General features: G+C 44.3%; 17 protein-coding genes. 4 read left to right on the plus strand and 13 right to left on the minus strand.

Annotation, left to right across the window (positions count from 1 at the left end):
* Window positions 1-75: 75 nt before the first annotated feature.
* Complete coding sequence (locus tag INQ51_RS06105; RefSeq protein WP_233376993.1) at window positions 76-1998, plus strand: M1 family aminopeptidase; 1923 nt, start codon at window positions 76-78, stop codon at window positions 1996-1998.
* Here the strand turns inward: INQ51_RS06105 and INQ51_RS06110 are convergent, their stop codons facing one another.
* Complete coding sequence (locus tag INQ51_RS06110) at window positions 1999-2403, minus strand: OsmC family protein (protein WP_233376994.1); 405 nt, start codon at window positions 2401-2403, stop codon at window positions 1999-2001. It lies immediately after the preceding gene.
* Between the two features lie 173 nt (window positions 2404-2576).
* Here INQ51_RS06110 and nikR point away from each other — a divergent pair, with 173 nt between their 5' ends.
* Both nikR and INQ51_RS06120 read left to right on the plus strand, forming a co-directional pair.
* Window positions 2577-2978 (plus strand): nickel-responsive transcriptional regulator NikR, encoded by a 402-nt coding sequence (gene nikR / locus INQ51_RS06115; protein ID WP_233376995.1) that lies wholly within the window; start codon window positions 2577-2579, stop codon window positions 2976-2978.
* Window positions 2979-3024: 46 nt separating this feature from the next.
* Window positions 3025-4875: a TonB-dependent receptor plug domain-containing protein gene (locus INQ51_RS06120; protein ID WP_233376996.1), complete on the plus strand. Its 1851-nt coding sequence runs from the start codon at window positions 3025-3027 to the stop codon at window positions 4873-4875.
* A 4-nt stretch (window positions 4876-4879) separates the two neighbouring features.
* On the opposite strand, the gene INQ51_RS06125 is transcribed toward INQ51_RS06120, so the two are convergent.
* The 8 genes from INQ51_RS06125 to topA form a co-directional block, all read right to left on the minus strand.
* Window positions 4880-6226 carry an SUMF1/EgtB/PvdO family nonheme iron enzyme gene (locus INQ51_RS06125; RefSeq protein WP_233376997.1) on the minus strand — a complete coding sequence of 449 codons (1347 nt, stop codon included), beginning with the start codon at window positions 6224-6226 and terminating at the stop codon, window positions 4880-4882.
* A gap of 109 nt (window positions 6227-6335) precedes the next feature.
* The gene (gldN, locus tag INQ51_RS06130; protein ID WP_233376998.1) at window positions 6336-7187 is read right to left on the minus strand and encodes a gliding motility protein GldN; all 852 of its coding nucleotides are present in this window, start codon (window positions 7185-7187) and stop codon (window positions 6336-6338) included.
* Between the two features lie 5 nt (window positions 7188-7192).
* On the minus strand, window positions 7193-8803 hold the full coding sequence (gene gldM / locus INQ51_RS06135) for a gliding motility protein GldM (protein WP_262909857.1): 1611 nt from the start codon (window positions 8801-8803) through the stop codon (window positions 7193-7195).
* Window positions 8804-8822: 19 nt separating this feature from the next.
* Window positions 8823-9725 (minus strand): gliding motility protein GldL, encoded by a 903-nt coding sequence (gldL, locus tag INQ51_RS06140; RefSeq protein ID WP_233377000.1) that lies wholly within the window; start codon window positions 9723-9725, stop codon window positions 8823-8825.
* A gap of 37 nt (window positions 9726-9762) precedes the next feature.
* Window positions 9763-11109: an SUMF1/EgtB/PvdO family nonheme iron enzyme gene (locus INQ51_RS06145; RefSeq protein ID WP_233377001.1), complete on the minus strand. Its 1347-nt coding sequence runs from the start codon at window positions 11107-11109 to the stop codon at window positions 9763-9765.
* 107 nt (window positions 11110-11216) lie between these two features.
* Window positions 11217-12185: a type IX secretion system membrane protein PorP/SprF gene (locus tag INQ51_RS06150; RefSeq protein WP_233377002.1), complete on the minus strand. Its 969-nt coding sequence runs from the start codon at window positions 12183-12185 to the stop codon at window positions 11217-11219.
* Window positions 12186-12301: 116 nt separating this feature from the next.
* Window positions 12302-13453, minus strand: a complete 1152-nt coding sequence (locus INQ51_RS06155) for a hypothetical protein (RefSeq protein WP_233377003.1) — start codon at window positions 13451-13453, stop codon at window positions 12302-12304.
* Window positions 13454-13504: 51 nt separating this feature from the next.
* Window positions 13505-15838 (minus strand): type I DNA topoisomerase, encoded by a 2334-nt coding sequence (gene topA / locus INQ51_RS06160; RefSeq protein ID WP_233377004.1) that lies wholly within the window; start codon window positions 15836-15838, stop codon window positions 13505-13507.
* Between the two features lie 215 nt (window positions 15839-16053).
* Between topA and INQ51_RS06165 the strand changes: the two genes are divergently transcribed.
* Window positions 16054-18432, plus strand: coding sequence for a transglycosylase domain-containing protein (locus INQ51_RS06165; RefSeq protein ID WP_233377005.1), 2379 nt, complete (start codon window positions 16054-16056; stop codon window positions 18430-18432).
* A 91-nt stretch (window positions 18433-18523) separates the two neighbouring features.
* On the opposite strand, the gene INQ51_RS06170 is transcribed toward INQ51_RS06165, so the two are convergent.
* The 4 genes from INQ51_RS06170 to INQ51_RS06185 form a co-directional block, all read right to left on the minus strand.
* Window positions 18524-19042, minus strand: coding sequence for a nitroreductase family protein (locus INQ51_RS06170; protein ID WP_233377006.1), 519 nt, complete (start codon window positions 19040-19042; stop codon window positions 18524-18526).
* A gap of 24 nt (window positions 19043-19066) precedes the next feature.
* Window positions 19067-19426, minus strand: a complete 360-nt coding sequence (locus tag INQ51_RS06175; RefSeq protein ID WP_233377007.1) for a nuclear transport factor 2 family protein — start codon at window positions 19424-19426, stop codon at window positions 19067-19069.
* Between the two features lie 15 nt (window positions 19427-19441).
* Complete coding sequence (locus tag INQ51_RS06180; RefSeq protein ID WP_233377008.1) at window positions 19442-21211, minus strand: hypothetical protein; 1770 nt, start codon at window positions 21209-21211, stop codon at window positions 19442-19444.
* A 117-nt stretch (window positions 21212-21328) separates the two neighbouring features.
* On the minus strand, window positions 21329-21670 hold the full coding sequence (locus INQ51_RS06185) for a zinc ribbon domain-containing protein YjdM (protein WP_262909858.1): 342 nt from the start codon (window positions 21668-21670) through the stop codon (window positions 21329-21331).
* Window positions 21671-21963: the final 293 nt, after the last annotated feature.

Below are 21963 nucleotides of genomic sequence, written 5' to 3' on the forward strand. Positions count from 1 at the left end.
CAAAAGGCGGATTCTTTCGGGAATTCGCCTTTTTTATTTTTACCTGCACCTTGTTCTGTTTTGTATCTTTAGCATATGAAACGGCTATTAATTCTCCTCAGTCTCTTCGCAATTGCCAGACTTGTCTGTGGCCAAAACGACCCGTTTCTTGTTGATAAAATCGCGCGTCTGGAACAAAAAAGCCATGCTCAGAAACTGGCTTTTACGGAAAGTCAAGACTATTCTTCCACCGATTTCATTTATCAACGGATGGAGTGGCAGGTTGATCCGGCCGTGCGCTACATCTCCGGAAAAATTACCAGTTATTTCAAAAGCAAGGTTCCTTCGCTCGATTCCATCCGGATCGATTTGCATTCTGATCTACAGCTTGATTCAGTCACCAGTGGAAAAGAACGACTCACCTTTTCCCATTCAGCAAACAAAATAACGATCCGTTTCAACAAGCCTGTACATTTTGAACAGGTCGATTCTTTTTCGGTTTACTACCGGGGAATTCCACCGAGCAGCGGCTTTCGCTCTTTTGAAGTGAATGTTCATGGCAACCTACAAACTCCGGTTTTGTGGACTCTTTCGGAGCCTTACGGAGCCATGGAATGGTGGCCTTGTAAACAATCGCTGGCCGACAAAATTGACTCGATCGACATCATCGTAACATCGCCTGAAGCCTACCGGACGGCCAGCAACGGAATCCTGGTTTCGGAAAAAATCAGCAATAATAAATGCATTACGCACTGGAAACACCGCCACCCGATTGCCACTTACCTGGTGGCAATTGCTGTTACCAACTACGCCTCGTATTCAGATACCCTGCAACTGGAAGACGGACGCACCATCGATATTCTCAACTACGTTTACCCCGAGAACCAGAATACCGCCCGGTTACAAACACCTGTAACGGCAAAGGTGATGGCATTTTACAACCAGTTGGTTGGAGAATATCCTTTTGCGGATGAAAAATACGGGCACGCGCAATTCGGATGGGGAGGTGGAATGGAACACCAAACCATGAGTTTTATGGGAGGATTTAGTTATGAATTAATTGCACACGAGCTGGCTCACCAGTGGTTTGGCAATTACATTACCCTCGGAAGCTGGCAGGACATCTGGCTCAACGAGGGATTTGCCACCTACTTAACAGGGCTCTCCTACGAAAACCTCCTACCCGGATATTGGCGTGTTTGGAAAAAACTGCAAGTCGACAACATCACCGGCCAGCCCGAAGGATCGGTGTTTGTAGACGACACAACCAATGTAAGCCGGATATTCAGCGGTAGACTTAGTTACAGAAAAGGCGCCTATCTGTTACACATGCTGCGCTGGATCGTTGGCGACGATGCATTTTTCTCTGCACTGCGCAACTATTTTCAGGATCCGGAAGTAGCTAATGGCTTTGCAAACACCGGGCAATTTATCCGGCACATGGAAAACGCTGCAGATACCAGTTTCACTGAATTCCTGCAAGACTGGTTTTACGGAGAAGGTTATCCTATTTACAGCATCCATTACTCGCAGGAAGCAAACAACGATCTTTCCATCACATTGTCACAAACAACCACTCATTCTTCGGTTGACCTGTTTGAAATGCCGATACCAATTCGCGTTTACAATGCCGATCATTCTGATTCGGCCGATTTTAGGCTCAACCAGGTAATAAACGATCAAACCTTTGTTGTTCATCCCGGCTTTCCGGTTTCCGAGCTCAAAATTGATCCCGATTACTGGCTGGTCTCAAAAACAGCTTTTGTTGTGAATGTTCCGACCATTTCGGATACCGGTATCCAAATTTTACCCAATCCTGTGCGGGAGCAGTTAACGCTTCAAATGAGTCCGAATGTTCAGCGTTTGTCTATCCGTATATTTTCGATGAACGGGACTTTGGTAAAATCGTTTAACAGCGCTCAAAAAGTGCTGGATGTTTCGGACTTAACAAGTGCGACCTACGTACTGGTGGTGTCCACACAAAACAGCGAAATCAAAACCAAATTTATCAAACAGTAATTACCAGTTGAAACGGATGGTTTGAACCAGGTCGGGGTGCAAACTCAGCGGCACCGGGCTGATTCCTGCCACACTTTCAACCAGTTGCTTTTCTTCTTCGGTGTAATTCTTCTTTGGAAAGGTGAATTCAACAATCACTTCGGCTACCCGTCGCGGATCGGAAGCCATGATTTTGGTAACATCCACCTGCGTTCCTTCAATGTCAATACCGTTGTCGCGCGCCTTGATTCCCATGATGGTCATGATACAACTCCCGAGTGCCGTCGCCAGAAGATCAGTAGGTGAAAAGAACTCGCCCTTTCCGCGATTATCCGTCGGAGCATCGGAAATGACCTTATTCCCCGACTGCAGATGTTCATTTTCAGTACGCAATTCACCCAAATAAATGGTCTTAATCGTTGTCATATAATAAATCTTAACGTTTTTACTTATGCTTAAAGATACAATTATTTGCTGCTTCAATAAGCTTGAATCCTTTCAGCCGAAACGTATTTTGGTTAACAAAATAAATCCGGCATATCACTTGCTAACACAATTTTATTTATATTCGTGCCACGATAAACTAAAAAAGTAACACCATGTCGGTTTCCCGTTTTGGAGTTTCGTTGGATGAAGACCTGTTAAAAGCGCTCGACAATTATGTGAGCGACAATGGCTTTGCCAATCGCTCCCAGGCCATCCGTCACCTCATTGAAAAAAATATGGTGGAGGAAAAATGGAAATGCGACAATATTGTGGCGGGCGCCGTTGTTTTGGTTTTTAACCATGAAAAAGCCGACATCCTCAAAAAATCTTCTGAAATCCGCTTTGCTTATAAAGAGTATGTCCTGTCGTCGCAGGGATTTTACCTGAACGATGAAAATTACATGGAAATAACGGCCGTGAAAGGGCCATCAAGGATATTAACCGAAATTTCGGATAAGCTTATTAGCCTGAAAGGCATGCAACACGGGAAACTGGTAATGAGCAAAGCCGGATAATTTTTTTTGGCCAAATAGTAACACGACTCAAAACAAACGTAACACGATGATTCAGATAAACCTAAAATTATTGCTGACAGTTTTCACACTAATTACCTGCATTGGATGGGTAAATGCCCAAAGCTTTTCAATCACCGAGGATACGGTCAGAATTGATGAAGTGGTGGTAACCGGGACACCCGTAAAAGTGACGCGCAACAATGTGCCAATGGCTGTTTCGGTAGTTGACCGCAACCAAATAGAAGAATCTAATGAATCGGCCTTACTTCCGGTATTAAACGGCAGGGTCCCCGGACTTTTTGTTACGGAGCGGGGCATCACCGGTTTTGGCGTAGCCGCCGGCTCTGCCGGGCAGATCAGCATTCGGGGTATCGGAGGAAATCCAACTACCGGCGTTTTAATGCTTATCGACGGGCACCCGCAATTTATGGGAATTATGGGTCATCCGCTCCCCGACTCGTACGTGGCATCTGATGTGGAGCGTGTTGAAGTTATCCGCGGCCCGGCGTCGATTTTATATGGTTCGAATGCAATGGGAGGCGTTATCAACATCATTACACGTAAGCAAACGGCCGATGGCACACACGGCAACGCTCGTCTATCTTACGGATCACACAATACCCAGAAATACATGGGATCGATGGGATACAAAAAGGATAAATTCAGTGTTTTTGCCTCGCTTAATCACGATCAGACTGACGGTCACCGCGATCATTCTGACTTTAAAATCACGAATGGTTACGTGAAACTGGGCTATGATTTGAATACTCATTTTTCCGCCTCTACTGATGTAAGCATCGCAGCCTTTAAAGCGTCCGACCCCGGACCAGATACCCTGAATGCCAGTGCAGGCGAAAGCATCGATATTTTGCGCGGTTACTGGGCCTTTACCCTGCTCAACGAGTTTGAAAAAGCATCGGGGGCAATAAAAGTGTTTTACAATTTTGGAGAACACGATATAACCGACGGTTTTCATTCCAAAGATCACAATTATGGTGTGAATTTGTATGAATCTTTCCACCTGTTTGACGGAAACACGCTAACAACCGGTTTTGATTTTATGAATTACGGAGGACTTGCAGAGAACGAGAAAGCCATGAACGGCAAAGGAATCGTTTTCGCCGATACTACCTTGTCTGAAATTGGCGCATACGCTTTCACCCAGCAAAAACTGTGGAAGAAACTAACCATCAATGCCGGGATACGGTTTCAACACCACAGCCAATATGGAGATATTTGGATTCCTTCTGCAGGATTTGCCTATCATTTCAATTCGAACACAACCTGGAAAGGAACCGCTTCGAAAGGCTACCGTAGTCCTACCATGCGCGAATTATTTATGTGGGGACCAAATCCGAACCTGAATCCGGAAACCATTTGGAATTACGAAACCGGCCTTCTGACCAAGCTTGGAAAAAAAGTGCAGGCAGAACTCACCTTCTTTGTGGTTGAAGGCGATAATATGATCGTAAATGTCGGACCTCCGAATGGCTATCTGAACACAGGTAAAATATCCAACAAAGGCATGGAACTGGCTGTAAATGCAGAACCGTTAAAGAACCTTGGGATCCAGGCTACCTACAGCTACATAAATATGGATCAACCGGTTTACGCAACACCGGAGCATCATTTCTTCCTGAATGCCAGTTATCAGATCAGTAAACTCCGTTTATCTGCGAGTATTCAACAAATCTCAAACCTGGATAACAATCCTTCGCCAGTGGGTGTAAATGAGGAAAGTTATACGCTTGTAAATGCCAAAGCCAAGTACAGGCATAGTAAAAACCTTCATCTGTTTGTTAGCGGAGAGAATCTGCTGGGAACAAGTTATGAGGTAAACAGGTATTACACCATGCCAAAAGCAACAGTATTTGCGGGTTTAAACCTTAAGTTTTAGGAGACTAATTGCGTGCGAATTCGTCTTTGAAAGAAGTACGTACACAACGGAAACCAACATATGATTTGGCTGTGTCCTGGTATTCAAAACTGCGCGTTGATGTTTGAATAAAATACGCGATGTCTTTCCAGGAACCACCGCGAATCACCTTTCTTTTCATAACAGGTGGATCATCGGGTTTGGCATCGTATTCAATTTCCGGGTTGTAGTCATTCATCATTTCATAACCGGCTTCGAAGAATGCTGTAGAAGTCCATTCTGCCACGTTTCCGGCCATATCGTAAACCCCAAAGGGATTGGGATCGTACTGCCCTACTTTCATCGCGGTAGTGGTTGTTTCACTGTCGGCAACATAATTTCCCCGTTGCGGCTTAAAATTCGCCACAAAACAACCGTTCACATTGCGCGAATAATAACTTCCCCACGGGTATTTATTGTTCATCATTCCGCCACGGGCTGCAATTTCCCATTCGGTTTCGGTTGGTAAGCGGAAATCGTGTGGCGGCGCCTCTTCTTCATTTTTAGGAGTAAAAGCTTTCAGACCCGACCGCCAGCTACAAAATGCGTTGGCTTGTTTCCAGGTTACGCCCACAACCGGGTAATCATCAAATCCGGGATGCGAAAAATACTTGATCGTAAAAGGCTCGTTGTATGTATAAGCGAAATCCCGAATCCAGCACAAGGTATCGGGGTAAACCGGAACCGATTCACGCATCAAAAAAGAAGTCCGGTTTTGAATCGGAACCACTTCTCCCTTTTCATTCACCACATTTCCTTCGTAACGTTGGGTTTCAAAATTGTAACTATTGCTGCGTTTCGCCGCCTGTTTGAAATCGATCCAGTAATGTTCGTAGACCAATTGGCGCGTATCAATTTCCTTTTTGAAATGAAACCGGTCCTGCTCCGGAAGATAAAGCTCGTCCATAGCATTTTGGTAATCAATGTCGTCCCACTCAATGCGTTCATCCCAGTTAATTTCGGGTTCGTCCAGCGGGTTTCCGTACTTGTCTTCGGTGATAAGGAAATCAGAGTATGTTTGCCCCAGCAACTCGCGTGCCCGTTTATCGCGCACCCAGTAAACAAACTGCCGATACTCGTTATTCGTAATTTCGGTATCATCAATCCAAAAAGCTTCGGTGGATACCATTTTATTGGGCGTAACGCCATTTAACTGATCGTCGTTGGCCCCGATGTTATAAGCGCCTCTTTTAATATAAGCCATTCCGAACGGTGTTGGCTCAAACCATTGCCGACCGCTCTTTTTCCCGAGCAAGAGGTATTTGTTTTGCTCATTCTTGCACGACGACAGAAGCACTGCCAACAGAAACAAATATGTGAATGTTCTCTTCATGCAATTTCCCCAGAGGAATGAAAGTTTAATTAAAACGTACGCTTGTAATATCTATTGTTTCAAAAAAAAGCCTTATGTTTCCATAAGGCTGCATATGTTTTTCTCAGTATTAATATTCCCAAAGATCTTGTTCGTAATTGAAAATATCGTTTTCAATACGTTTCGATTCCAACATCGCATCAATACCGCTTAAGTACGAACTGATATCGCGGTCGTTATACATGTTCGACTCTTTTATGATGTAACTGGTAAACATTCGTTTGATGAACAAATCGTCGAACGATTGCTGGCGTGCATCGTTTACCGGATTCAAAGCCAGGTTGGTGGCCAGCAATGGACGCGCTTCCGGGAAATAGATCCAAAATACCTTCTGACGACGTATTTGTCCCGAGGCATCTCCTTCACTTACATATTCGCGAATCGGACAAATACCCAGTATACGGACATTCAAGGTTGAAGTCTGTTTGTCAAAATACCACTCTTCCTTCAACATATACTGTTTTATTTCTTCTCTACGAATATCCCCCTGAACAACCACATTCTCTTTTTCACCTGTATCAAAATTGATTTTCTCCTGCGTAGTTGCTTTGGCTCCAAAAAGTTCTTTCACCTGCGTATAAGTCATCGGCACTTTGAAATCATCGTCTGATCTCGCATCGTATGGCGTCAATTGACTATTCTCAATTCCTGTTAAAAGTAAACTAATCAAATTTACACGGCCCGCAATTTCCTTTGTTGGATAATATAATGATATGTTTGCTTTCTCACGTAAGTCGATCACACGCCATATTTTCTTTGACCAAAAAACATCAGCTTCCCTTACTGAAACCAATGGCATTGGCTTCTTCTCATAAATGTCGTTTTGCTTATAGGCGCCGTTGACAATTTGGGCGTTCGAGCTTTTGTAAGCCAGGCTCAATACAAAAACAAGCATGCCTAAATAAATTGCTAACTTCTTCATAATCATTATTTTATTTTTAACGAGATTGGATCAAGATCCCTAGTGGAGCCATCGTCACCAACCGCTTTAATATCAGTAATATTTACCCAAGTATTTATATTAACTCTTTTAAGAGCCTCTTTTTGCTGTGCTGAGAAACGGTTTCCTTTAACAGGATATGGATTGGAATAACCATCACTTCCTGTTGTTTCAAGCGTAAATTGAGTCACAGTGTATTTGAATTCAAAATCAAAATCTTCCAATACAGCCAACACCCCATCCTGAATGACTAAAACTTCCTTTTTAATATTGCCTCCTGAAATACCAGCCACTTGAGCAACAGGGTCAGGGACTTCTTTTACACGCCAGTCAGAAGTACCGATCAATCTACGGTCACCGTTGATGTTTGCATAAACACTAACCTTTGTTTTTCTACCGTTCGCATCCAAATCATCAGGCTTGATTGTAAAAAGGTTCCCGTTTCTAACAATCTTACCGTTTGTCATTGTCACCTCCAGGTTTTCACTTGGAATAGAACCACCACTCACCTCGAAGGGGTTATCCAATCCTTTGTAGAAAACATTCATTTTAGTGGCCGACATAGTTACCGACGGCTGGGTTACCTGGTATTCCTGCTCAAACGGATAGCTTTTTATAATTCCACCCGGAGTTTTATATTTGATCAATCCACTCCATTTAAACACACCCGGTTTGTCGGTATTTCCAACATAAGTGGCTTTCCCATCTTTTACAGGAAAAGCACGCCCGTTGATAATGATCTCGGGTTGTTGAGTAGTATCTTCTGCAGCTAAAATAACATCGGCCTTGTATTCGTCACCCATCAGCACAACATTTGAATTAGGCAAAACCATCGCTCCCAAGCGGTTAAACTTGAAAGAGCCTGCATCAATCTCCGAATACAGGTATTTTACCATGTTTGCTTCCGAGTTTTTAACGTCGATCTGGATTTTTGAAAGCAGTGTAAGCACGGCAATCAAAGGTTTATTCTCGAAATGCTCCGACTCCCATGATTTCTTTTCTGTTCCACTTTTAATATTCCCTTTCGGGTCATCGGTTTTCAACTCACTCAGAACTGTTTTTTTCAATTCCTCGTTATCTTCTCCCACTATACCAACAAGGAAAGCCTTGTATTCTCCAATTTTCTCCCTCAATTCGGTAGCATGTTTTTGGGTGATCATGTATTCCGACGGGCCGTTCAGGTCGTCCACTTTACCAAGTTCAACCGTATCCCCGGCTACCGTAATATGAAAATAATCTTCTTCGGTAAGGACATTATCTTCGTTTACTGGCTTACTTCCCGAGTACTTAACAATATCGTCCTTCAGTTGCCAAACAAAGGTTATCATCTCTTTGGACTTTGCTTTCACCTCGTCGGCTTTATCCTTCCATTCTGCAACTTTGGTTGGGTTTTCGGCATAGGCCTGATCAAATGATGCGTATAACTGAGCATTCTGGATGTCAACCGCCTCCAGAGTTTGCAACAGGCTTGAGTCCACCACTCTGAAAGCCTCCAGCACCTCTGCCGCAACGTTTAATGCCAACATTGCGGTGAGCACGATGTACATCATGTTTATCATTTTTTGCCTCGGTGTTTCCGGGCAATTTTTTGCTCCCATATGCTATTCTTTCAGAATGTTATTTTTTATAGCTCATTGCCCCCAACATATTCCCGTAGATCGTATTCAACGCTTCGAGGTTTTTGTTGAGTTGTTCGGCATTTTCCTTGTATTTTTTCAGCTCGTCCACCGAAGAAGTCAGGATGGAGTTCATCTCTGAAAGATCTTTGCTGAATTGCTGACTGGCCTTAAACTGTTCTTTTGTATCCTGCAACTGCGACTCGAAATTGGTATTTAGCGAGTTCAGATTTTTGTTCAACTTATCCAGGTTAGTAGCATATTCTTTTGAACTGCTGCCGATGTTTTGCAAACCTTGCGAAATAGCTTCCGCTGATTTGTTATACGTATTGGAAAGGCTGGTCCCGGTTGCCGATAGCTGAGTGGCTGCCGACGTATAAGAATCCAGCAGGGTTGTTACTGAACGATTGATGGAATCGTTCGCCCTGTTGTTGATCTCAGCAAAGGTATTCATCGACTCAGAAGCCGACCCCAGATTTTTAACATACATATCAGTTGCCAGCGTGGCCGACGAGATATCACTGATACCGCGTGCGGTGTTGCTCAATTCATTTAAACCTTTACCAACCCGGTCTAACAAATCAGGTGTTAGTTGCGAGCCGTTTAGCAATTGCTCCAGACCGTTTTTCCGCGGCTTTAGCTCCTCAAGTTCAGCCAGTTCATAGTCTTCCCGTAACTCAGGATACACTTTTCCCCAGTCGGGTTGTTCCGTTGATGGTTCAAAAGCTGAAAGGAAAAAGATCAATGCTTCCGTGGAAAGTCCAATGGTCAGCAAAAGCCCCGAATACTGCCAGTGCTCCAGTTTGAAAAGTGCGCCAATCAGCACAACTGCTGCACCCCAGCCGTATACATAGCCCATGAAAGTCTTCCAGCGTTTTGTTTTAAAAAGTTCTCCGAGGTTCATAATGGAATGGTATAAAGTTAAATTTATTCAAACAAGTCTAAAATTCTTCACCAAAGGTTGAACGTACACACCTGAACCCAACATACGATTTAGTAGTGTCCTGGTATTCAAAGCTCCGGGTCGATACCTGTACAAATTGCGAAATGTCTTTCCAGGATCCCCCTCTGATTACCTTACGTTTCATTACCGGCGGATCATCTTTCCGCGCGTTGTAAGTAAAGGTAGGGTTAAGGTCGCTGAAATAGTTGTAACCTGCTTCGTCGTATGCAGTACTTGTCCATTCTGCCACGTTACCTGACATATCGTACAAGCCGTATTCATTCGGATCATAGCTCCCCACTTTCATCGAGGCAATTCCGCCGTCTTCCACATAATTACCTCTTAAAGGTTTAAAGTTGGCCAGGAAAACTCCCTTGTCGTCGCGAGTATAGTAACCTCCCCATGGATACATAGAGAAATCTTTCCCGCCACGGGCTGCGTATTCCCATTCAACCTCGGTGGGTAAACGGTATTCCATCAAAGTAGGCTCACCTCTTTCATCCAGATAATCTGACTGAATTTTAGTACGCCAGTTACAAAAAGCGTTCACCTGTTTCCAGGTAACACCTACTACCGGATATTCATCAAAACCGGGATGCCAGAAATAACGGGTAGCAAGCGGCTCGTTGTAAGAATAAGTGAAATCCCTGATCCAGCATAAGGTATCGGGATAAACATGCACCTGGTCGCGCATCATGAAAGAAGAACGGTTCTCAATCGGAACCAGGTCTCCCTCAGTATTGTATACATTACCTTCGTAACGTTGCGTTTCGAAATTATAGCTGTTGCTGCGTTTGGCTGCCTGGTTTAAGTCAACCCACCAATATTCATAAACCAACTTACGGGCATCCACTTCCTTTTTCCCGAAGAAACGTTCGTTTTCAGGAATGTAAAGATCTTCCATGGCCATCTGCATGTCCGGATCTTCCCAGTCGATTTTTTCGTCCCAGTTAATTTGCGGCGGATCGATCGGATTTCCCTGCCTGTCTTCGGTAATCATGAATTCAGGATATTGGTCGGCCAACATCTCGCGCGCCATTTTCTCCTTTACCCAACCAACAAACTGGCGGTATTCGTTATTTGTAATTTCAGTATCGTCCATCCAAAATGGTTCCTGAGAAACTGTTTTGGTAGGTACTCCGGCGCTGCTCGCATCCTGGTCGCTGGGTCCGATATTGAAACTTCCTCTGCGGATGTATACCATTCCGTAAGGTTGCGTTTCTTTAAACCGTTGCCTCTTTTGTACTCCGACCAATTCACCGTTGCCACCTGAACCACCGCCCAAACAGCCCGATAAACTTAACGCCAATATGAATACTACTGCAATTAATAGTGGTTTTCTCATAGTTTGTATCTTTTCTTAGCTAAGCACCTTTTTCTGCAAAAGTTAACAACAATAAAAATAAAAAAATATATACGTCTTATCCTAACACCTGAGGTGTTAATCAATATTTACAAAAATCTAATACTCTTGTATTTCTGGTTGCGGCTTCTTTCCACATTGATCGAATAACTTACAAAAAACTCGTGAGATCCCAAAGAATTTCTTCTCACCGCCGAAGTAGCCAGGTCAAAAGAATAGCCAATTCTCAGTCCGTTAAACAACTCCAGTCCCATCAGCAATGCTACCGCATCCTGCACTCTGTAAGACAATCCGCCCCAGAACTTATCATCATAAACAACATTTGCGTTTAAATCCAACTGCCAACTGGCAAGGTCTGATTTAAACAAGAACGACGGCCGCAACTGAAATAACGGATCAGACAGCTTAATATTGTATCCACCCATGGCATAATAGTGCCTTGCCAGATAATCGCTTGCCACATCATCGTACTTCACAGCTCCTTCGTTTATGTGACTTACTGAAACTCCCAGGTAATAATCCCTGGAATACAAATAAGCACCTAAACCTATATCAAATGCCAGCTGACTGGCCTCTTCACTCGGTATCGAACCATCTCCGGTATCTGTTCCACCACCTCCTCCGCCATTTCCCGATATATCATCAGGAGTGACCCACTCTTCAGGAGAGATATTAAAATTATAGAACCCGGGGGAAACTCCAATCCCCAAAGTTCCCAAACCAGTTGTAACTTTGTATGCGTAATTCAAGTTGATCCACAAGTTGTTATAATAACCCAACTGGTCTCTCACAATATTTAACCCAAGTCCTCCGGGAGCGCCAAACGCCTTAATTGGTGCGTCCACACTAAAAACCATGGTCTTTGGTTCTCCTCCCCCGTATCCAACCCATTGGTAACGATTCAATATCAGCCCGCTAATGGCGTCCTCTGCTCCGGCATAACCCGGATTAGCCCCCAATTTGTAATACATGTGGTTTGTAAATTGAGGGTCCTGTTGACCAAAAACCACAAACTGAACCAATAGCAGCAAATATAGAAAAGAAACAGTTTTCTTCATACTCTTCTTTCATTTGGCAATTTAGCCATTTATTGCCCCGCCAAAGAAACAAAATTATTGTTGTTTGTAACAATCTTCTGTTAACAAGGTATGCAAAGAACGTTCTGAAAAGTGTATTATTTTAATATTTCGTCGATTTTTTGAACATATTTCAACCACATCTCCGGGATTTCATTGAGGCTGGCATCAATAAAATCCTGTTCTGAACAGGCAAAATACAGAAACGAATTATCGAACGACTGCAATTGCATCCACCACTGACCGTTTTCCTTGTTCTCGTAAAATACCAGCGGTGTTTCTACCTGCCACACCTCTACTTTATGTATAATAAAGCCTTCCTGATCTTCCGGTTTCATTCGGCTTTGCTGAATCATTCCTTCCAGAAAATACCAGGCTGCCTGAGCTGCAAGCTGAATATTAATTCCTGTTAATCCGGCATCTTCCTGAACCTCAAAGATCCCCAATACCTTCAACCGTGTACTCAGGCCGGCATACCTTGCCAGCTGGCAAATGTCTTCGCTGTATAAACCGTTTGGAAGCTTTTGCTTACCATAGGTTTCCGAAAATTTCAAGGTCCCAAAATCAAAGGACACAAAATCACTGTTCCTGAAAACAGGTTCTGCCAGCAAAGGATTGCCGTGTAGTTGCCCCAATCCGATGTGGTTCCCCACTCCCTTTGTTTTACTAAAAAGCTGATCGGGAACGTAATGACGCTGATACCCCAACAGGTTAAAGCCAAAAATACCGGGCTGTTTGCTAAAAATGCGTGATAAATAATTGTCGGACTGAAAACTTTCAACACCCTTCTTTACATCTAGAAAGGCGTCTACCACACTAAAGGAAAACATTTTATTGTTTCTGAATGCCTGGCAAACGCCGTAAGAAAAATCCTGACTGCCGCCCAACAGCAAACAGCTTATGTTAATTTCCGTAAGATAATCAATAATGTCGCGTAAAGCCAGGTAGTTTCCTTTATGACTCTGCGCTTCTTTCAGGTTTCCCAAATCGATGATATTCAATTTACCGGGAACTGCCAGTTGATACAACTCTGCCCGGATAGAATCCGCAACCGAGTTATGAACACAACTGTTTTCATTCGTTTCAAACGGGAGGCCAATCAGAGCCACTTCCACCTTCGTCAGGGTTGATTCATTCAACGCCTGCGTATTTTTTTCGATAACAGCTCCCAGTGTCTGTTTCCAGTTCAGACGCGATTTTTCAGGATAAGCGGAAAAATCAACAGCATCGAAATAAGGTTTCAGGTCCATGTTTTTTGGCTAAAAATAAGGGCAAATGACCAAATCACCTGCCCTCTTCCGTTATTTTTTTCTGCTTCGCGTACTTTTTGTTGCCGGAGCTGCACTTACTATCTTCATGCAGTCTTCGAAGGAAAGTTCTTCTGCTTTCGTTGATTTCGGAATTTTAAAATTCTTCTTCTTGTATTTAATATATGGCCCCCATCTCCCGTTGAGGATCTGCAGCTCAGCATCTTCCGAAAATACTTTCACCACCGCATTCTTGTCCTTCTCGCGTTTGATTTCAATAAGTTCCACAGCTCTTTCCAAGCCAACAGAATAAGGATCGTCTTCCTTCCCGAGTGAAACAAATTTATTGTCGTGGCGCACATACGGACCAAAGCGGCCAATAGAAACGCTTACTTTCTTCCCTTCAAAATCACCCAATTCGCGCGGCAACTTAAACAGCTCCAACGCTTCCTCCAGCGTAATTGTTTCGATGTGCTGACCACTGCGAAGACTGGAAAACTGCGGTTTCTCGCCTCCTTCTTCAGAAGCTTCTCCCAGTTGAGCCAAGGGACCAAAACGCCCTATTTTTACGGATACCTGCTTGCCGGTTTTGGGATCAACACCCAGCACCCGTTCTCCTTTTGAACGCTCTGCATTCTCAAGGGCATCATCCACTTTTTCATGAAACGGCTTGTAGAACTTATCGATCATCTCGTTCCAAACCAGCTTTCCGTCAGCAATGTCGTCAAACTCCTTCTCTACATCGGCGGTAAAGTTGTAGTCCATGATTTCGCTGAAATTATCCACCAGAAAATCTGTTACTACCATGCCTATGTCGGTCGGGAACAGCTTACTTTTTTCAGCCCCCGTTATTTCCGTCTTGGTTTGTTCTTTTATTTTGCCACCTTTCAGTTCCAGTACCTGGTATTCGCGCTCCACACCCGGACGGTCTTCTTTCACCACATAGTTACGGTTCTGAACTGTGGTAATGGTTGGCGCATAAGTCGACGGTCTTCCGATTCCCAGCTCTTCCAGACGTTTTACAAGCGAGGCTTCAGTATAGCGTGCCGGACGCTGCGAAAAACGCTCGGTAGCGATGGTTTTCTCCATACTGAGAACATCTTTTGCATGCAAAGGAGGAATAATGCTTTGTCCGTTTCCGTTGCTCTGACCTTCGTCGTCGGTTGATTCAATGTAAACCCGCAGGAAGCCATCAAAAACGATCACTTCGCCACTGGCAATAAATTTCTCCGAAGCGGTGGAAACATCAATGGTTACCGTAGTGCGCTCCATAATGGCATCCGCCATTTGCGAAGCGATGGTTCTTTTCCAGATCAACTCGTACAAACGCTGTTCTTGGCTTGTGCCATCCACCGTTTCCTGATCCATATAAGTAGGCCGGATCGCTTCGTGCGCTTCCTGAGCCCCTTTTGATTTTGTCTTGAACTTGCGAATCTTCACGTAGTTCTCGCCGTGCAGCTCTTCAATTTTCTTTTTGGAAGTATTGATGGCCAGGCTCGAAAGATTTACCGAGTCGGTACGCATGTAGGTGATCTTTCCACTTTCGTACAGGCGCTGTGCCACCGACATGGTTTGCGAAACCGAAAAACCAAGCTTGCGGCTGGCTTCCTGTTGCAGTGTAGAAGTTGTAAAAGGCTGTGCCGGACTGCGTTTACCGGGCTTCTTGGCCACATCGCTTACACTGAATTCGGCAGTTTTACATTTTTCGAGAAAAGCAGCTGCCTCATCACGGGTCTCAAAACGCTTTGAAAGCTCGGCTTTTAGCTCCGTCACATTTCCCTTATCATCCGGAACTAGGAATGTTGCAATCACCCGAAATGCAGATTCACTTGTGAAATCACGAATTTCGCGTTCACGCTCCACAATCAGGCGTACTGCCACCGACTGAACCCTGCCTGCCGACAACGATGGTTTTACTTTTTTCCACAATACCGGCGACACTTCAAAGCCTACGATACGGTCGAGCACCCGGCGTGCCTGCTGGGCATTTACCAAATGCTGGTCGATGCTTCGCGGATTTTGAATGGCATTGGTAATGGCATCTTTTGTGATTTCGTGAAAAACGATACGTTTCGTATGCTCCGGTTTCAGTTTTAACACTTCCATCAAGTGCCAGGCAATGGCTTCTCCTTCACGGTCCTCATCGGATGCGAGCCACACAACCTGTGCATCTTTGGCCATTTTTTTCAGTTCCGAAACTATCTTTTTCTTATCGGGTGTAACTACGTATTTTGGCAAATAGTTTTTCTCGATATCAATCCCAAAGTCCTTCTTTTCCAGGTCTCTGACATGCCCCATGCTGGAGGTAACGGTATACCCCTCCCCAAGGAATTTTTCAATAGTTTTTGCTTTTGCCGGAGACTCAACAATTACGAGGTTATTATGCATATGCTTTCTAATCCTTTCACAAAATTTCTGCAAATTAAAGCAAAACCAATGCTAAGTTCAAAATTTATCTTTCTATTTTTTGTTTTTCTATTTATTTGAAAATGATCAATTTATTTTTAAAAAACCAAAATATAATCACTTCCCGGGGCGTTAAATCAATTGCCGCCTAGGTATTATCATATATATTTGTTGCCAACTTTAAATGAGCAAAATAGATGGGGGAAAAATTAAAAAAGTTCACCGGTTATATCATCGCTTTTTGGGCGATCGTACTGCTTGCAATAGGTGGTGTTTTCCTTTTTTTCTCGATGATGGCCAACGGGAAGATGGGGTTTATGCCTAGTTTCGAAGAGCTTGAGAATCCAAAAAACATTCTGGCCACCGAGATTTATTTTGAAGACGGGAAAATACTCGACAAATACTTTGTGAGCGAAAACCGGACCTATGTCGGGTACGAAAGTCTTCCCCCGCATTTGATTGATGCATTGATCGCCACGGAAGATGTTCGTTTTTACAACCATTCAGGAGTTGACCTTCGTGGCTTGTTCCGCGTTGTAAAAGGTATTATGACCGGAGATTCCAGTTCGGGAGGTGGTAGTACCATCAGTCAGCAGCTGGCCAAAATGTTGTTCCCGCGTACCGGTGTCGACGGCAAAATGGATCTTGTTTTACGAAAATTCAAGGAATGGATTATTGCCGTTAAACTTGAACGAAGCTATACCAAGGAAGAGATCATTTTAATGTACCTGAACAAATACGACTACCTGAACAATGCCGTGGGAATCAAGTCGGCGGCCAACGTATATTTTAGTATTCAGCCCGATTCGTTGCAGCTGCACCAGGCTGCCATGCTGGTGGGAATGGCCAAAAACTCTTCGCTCTACAACCCGGTACGTCGGCCCGAGCTGGTACTTCAACGCCGGAACACCGTACTGAACCAAATGGAGAAATACGGATACATTTCGGAAGCAGTGTGCGATTCAGCCAAACAACTTCCGCTCGATCTTGAATACAGCAAAGTGGATTACAAACAGGGACCTGCGCCTTATGTGCGCGAATACCTCCGACTGGCCTTGACCTCCAAAAAACCGGAACGCGAAAACTATCCGTCGTGGCAGGGACAAAAATTCATCGAAGACCTGGCCGAATGGGAAAACAACCCCTTGTTTGGCTGGTGTAACAAAAACAAAAAGCCCAACGGCGAAAACTACGACATTTATACCGACGGATTAAAAATCTACACCACACTCGACTCGCGTATGCAACGCTATGCCAACGAAGCAGTGGAACAACATCTTAGCAACGACCTCCAGCCTCTTTTCGACGGGAGCATGAAAGACTTGAGAAATCCGCCGTTTGCCAACAACATGAGTTCGCAGGATGTAGACGATTTGCTGAACCGCGAAATACGCAAAAGCGAACGCTACCGCCTTATGCGCAAAGCCGGGAACGACTTCGAACAGGTGAAGAAAACCTTCAACGAACCCACTGAAATGACCGTGTTTACATGGGAAGGAGAGGTGGACACCACCATGACTCCGATGGATTCCATCAAGTATTACCTTCGCTTTTTCCGCTCGTCGTTTATGGCGGTTGATACCGAAAGCGGCAAAGTAAGAGCCTATGTGGGCGGCCCCAATTACCAGTATTTTATGTACGATATGGTAAAAGACGGCAAACGCCAGATTGGCTCCACGGTAAAACCCTTTGTTTACACGCTGGCCATGCAAAACGGGCTGACTCCGTGCACCAAAGTCCCGTATGTAAGCCAGCAGTTTATACAACCCGACGGATCAATTTATGAACCCAAGGATGCTGGTGTTGACGAAGAAATGGACGGAAAAATGGTTACGCTGAAATGGGGACTTGCCAATTCAAAAAACCGCATATCAGCCTGGGTAATGAAGCAGTACAATCCACAGGCAGTGGTGGAGGTAATGAAACGCCTGGGGATTGTTAGTCCGATCGACCCCGTAAACTCGATGTTTCTGGGGGTTTCCGACGTTACCTTATACGAAATGGTGGGTGCTTTTAATACCTATGCCAACCTGGGCGTATATACAAAACCCTATTTTGTATCACGTATTGAAGATCGCCACGGCAACGTGATCGCACGGTTTCAGCCCGACCGCCACGAGGCCATTGATGCAGAAACCGCCTACCTGATGCTGAACCTGTTGCAAGGAGTGATTGATGAAGGAACCGGTATTCGTTTGCGCGGGTCAAATCTGTGGCGCGAAAGGGTGACTCAGGAATATGGAGAATTCAAAATGCCCATTGCCGGAAAAACAGGAACGACACAGAACCACTCTGACGGATGGTTTATCGGAATTACTCCGAAACTAACTGCCGGAGTTTGGACCGGTGCCGACCTTCGGAGTATTCACTTTAAAACCATTTCTTCGGGACAGGGAGCCAACATGGCTCTGCCTGTTTGGGGATATTTCTATAAAAAAGTGCTGGCCGATCCTTCGCTGGGAATACGCGAAGAAGACATGCAGTTTAAAAAGCCTGCCCATTTTAACATCAACCTCGATTGCGACGAGGTAACCAGGAAAAAAAACAATTCCGACTCGTTTGATGAATTCTTCTAGCATTCAGTCGGAAACAAAATAAAACAAAGGAACCGCTCTTTAAAAGAAAACGGTTCCTTTGTTTTTATAGCGAAAACAGGTGAATGGTTTGTTAAAACCGGTTCAGCCTGATCTTCTCAAACTGCAAATCTTCGAAGGATTTACCTTCTCTTCCTTTCTCCGGATAACCAATGGTAACAATGCTTAACACCCTGAAATTTTCAGGAATGTTTAATAAATCCTGAATGAATTTTTCCGAAGAAACCGTTTCGGAATGCATCCGTTCGCGAACCTGAATCCAGCAACTGCCCAAACCGAGCGATTGTGCCGTTAATTGCAACAGAATCGATGCAATGGAGCAGTCTTCCACCCACACGTCGTTTAGGTTCTCGTTGCCGCAAACAACAACTGCCAGCGGAGCACTTGTAAACGGCGCAACACCATGCGGTTTGCAATTCTTCATCTCTGCAATCAAAGCCGGTTCATCAACAAAAATAAACTCCCAGGGATTGATGTTTTTAGAGGATGGCGAACGCAAAACGGCCTCTTGAAGGATTTCCAGTTTTTCGGGCTCAATGGCTTGTGCGGTATATTTCCGGATACTCCGGCGTTGACGTAATAGTTCGATCATGATGTATTTTTCGCACAAAAATGGCTATTCGGAAGGAATTGGCAAATTATGCTGCCTCAAAAAAGAAAGCTTATCCCAGTAGCCTCTTTGAAACTTGATTTTCCCATCCACGATCTGAAAAAAGCCACATCCCCGTAATCCGAGCGGATCTGCCCATTCGAGGATGGCCCAATCGTTGTCTTCAAAAACATTCTCGATAATACAAGTCATTTCGGCTGCTGCGAATTCTTCTTGAAACATTTTGTGAATGGCATTTTTCCCCAACACAGGCTCGTTTGCCACCTGGTGGTTTATTGCATCTTCGTGATAAAATTCAGCCATGCCGGCTGCATCTCCTTTGTTAAATGCCACTACCCATTTTAATATTACTTCCTTTGGTTGCATATTCGTATTTGTTCTTTACTGACTTAAATAAACGGTTTGGCTCATGGGTGCATCTTCGTTGCTAAAGACTTTGAAAAGCACCGGATCTTTTAAAATATCGGACAATAATGCAGGCTTTCCATCAAGCAGTACCTGGTTATTCATCAATCTTATTCCGTGACTGTAATCCACATACCAGTAAACATGCCCGCTGTAAACCGGCTGGATGGGTTTACCGTCGGACTTGTGCCAGCCATAAATCACTACTTTATCGGGCTGTTGTGCGATCCGTTCTGAAAGTATCACATCCTTCTTTATTCCGGCAACAAGCTGCCAGCGAGTTCCTCCGGCTTCGCTCATTTGCCGCTCTATCTGCGAATTATGGTCAACAAATTTCTGAACGGTTTCGTTGGCATTGCCTACCGGTTTATACGGAAAGGGCTCCAACTTAAGCTCCGCCTTTTCATAAATACCATCGCTGATTTTGGAAGTGATAAGCGAGGCCCCAAACAAAGTAGCCAGCCGCTGTGCAGTGCGTGGATTCATCGGAATCCGGCAGTAATCGTCGTCGCTTCCAACCGCCAGGTAATCAGGCATAATCTGGTACTCAACTTTATGAACAACACCTTCGGCATCGGCAAAAGCAGCTTTTAAAGAAATCGTTCTCCGCAAAAACACGGGCACATTACCATCGGCCAATGCCTTGCAGATTTCTTCTTCCCGCTCTTCGAGAGGTAAGTTTTCGATGCGTTTCATAAAAACGGAGCCGGGTTCGGCATCTGTTTTACGCGGCGGGATATTCAGTTGCCGAATGGGGAGAGTGATCGAATCTGAAATATAATTTTCGTAGGCTCTTTCACCAAAATAAATATATCCTTTCTGCTCTTGTTTTGTTCCGCTCAAAATGCTGTGAATAAAACCATTTCGCTCTACCTGAACCGTATGAAAGATCTTTCCTTCCGGATTGGTCTTGAGAATAAACTCTATTTTATTTCCGGGTGATCGGGACCACAAAAGCGAATCGTTCCCTTCTTCGCTGAATTGAAAAGACCGGGCTAAATACTTCTTCATCATTCGGCTTCGGTACCAGGTGCCGCCAGTTGGCGAAACCAGCTGTTTTCCGTTATACACAACCACACTGTCGTTATAGGCCAGTACCGTTAAAAAACGGTCCTTCCCCGCCTTTAACCAATTGGTTAGCTGCGGACCGTGAATCGAATCTTCGTAACCATAATCACTATCGAGAAAAGCGATGCGTTTTACATTGTCAGGAATTACCTTAACCGCTTCCAGGTAACTAAAAATAAAGCGTCCGCCACCACTGTGTCCATTCAAAACTAACTGCGGGTTCCATGCCGAAAACATAGCAGTTATTCTCTCTACTATGTTTTTAGTATCATTTAAATAATCCGGGTTGTTTTTCTTCCACAAAGGCCAGCTTTTACAGGTAGTTTCGAGGCATGCCACCACAATCGTCTTTTGAGCAACAACACCTCTTAAGAAACGGGTTTGAGCCCCGATATGCTGAATGTTAAAATGCCAGTCGTCACCTTCTTTTATTGTTTTTCCGAAAGTCTGTTCAATGGTGTTTCCGTTCGGGAGGGCATAAAAAATCAACAGTACCTGGTCCCGTTTTCCTAACCCATCAAGCGGCGCATTGATCAGAATACGGGTATTGGGCGGAGCACCCTCCAGCACCATCTGCTGTTCGTTAAACGAGGCAGATTTCTGAAAGCCGGGCAAAAGTTGCCCTGCCACCAAAAACGGCAGCCACCAAAACACTCCTATTAAAAAGGAAATTTTCATGAAGGGAAAATTAACAGAAAAAATCCGTTATTTCTTCATTCTAAACAAAATACACGCAAACAGGCAGGTTAATGTCCGGGGGTTATTGAAGCTGTTTATTTGCCAGGCCAGCCAAGGCTAACCTTTTCTGACAAACTCCGATTTTAAGGCCATGGCGCCAAATCCGTCAATTTTACAATCGATGTTGTGGTCACCTTCAACCAAACGAATCCGTTTTACCTTGGTACCCGCTTTTATCGGTCCCGAAGCTCCTTTTACAGGCAGGTCTTTTATTACGATCACCGAGTCGCCATCCTGCAATATGTTTCCATTGGCGTCTTTTACCACCAGTGTATCCTCGTCGGCCACTTCCGCCGGGTTCCATTCATGGTTGCACTCGGGGCAGGCATACGCATCTTCTCTCACAAAATATCCGTACGGGCAATCACATTGCGGACATTGTTTCATTTCGTCTGACATGGTTTTTCTCTATTCTGTTGTTATTAAGGCCCGCAAAGTTAGACAAACTTTTGTATATACCCAGACTGAAACGAGGATGGCAATTTGCCAATTCATTCTCCGGGCCAATAGCAACCTGTTGTCAGTCGCCTAAACAAAAAATTGTAATTCGGCACACTACATAAAAAAGAAGATCATCGTTTTAAGATAAATCCTGCTCAGCTACAAGAAGTAAAATTTTCTTACCTTCATCTGCTCAACTCAATCTGTATCATTATGAAACGAGCATGTAAAACAACTATTTCCATTAGGCT

It is taken from the genome of Maribellus sp. CM-23 (assembly GCF_021354595.1).
Taxonomy (GTDB): Bacteria; Bacteroidota; Bacteroidia; order Bacteroidales; family Prolixibacteraceae; genus Draconibacterium.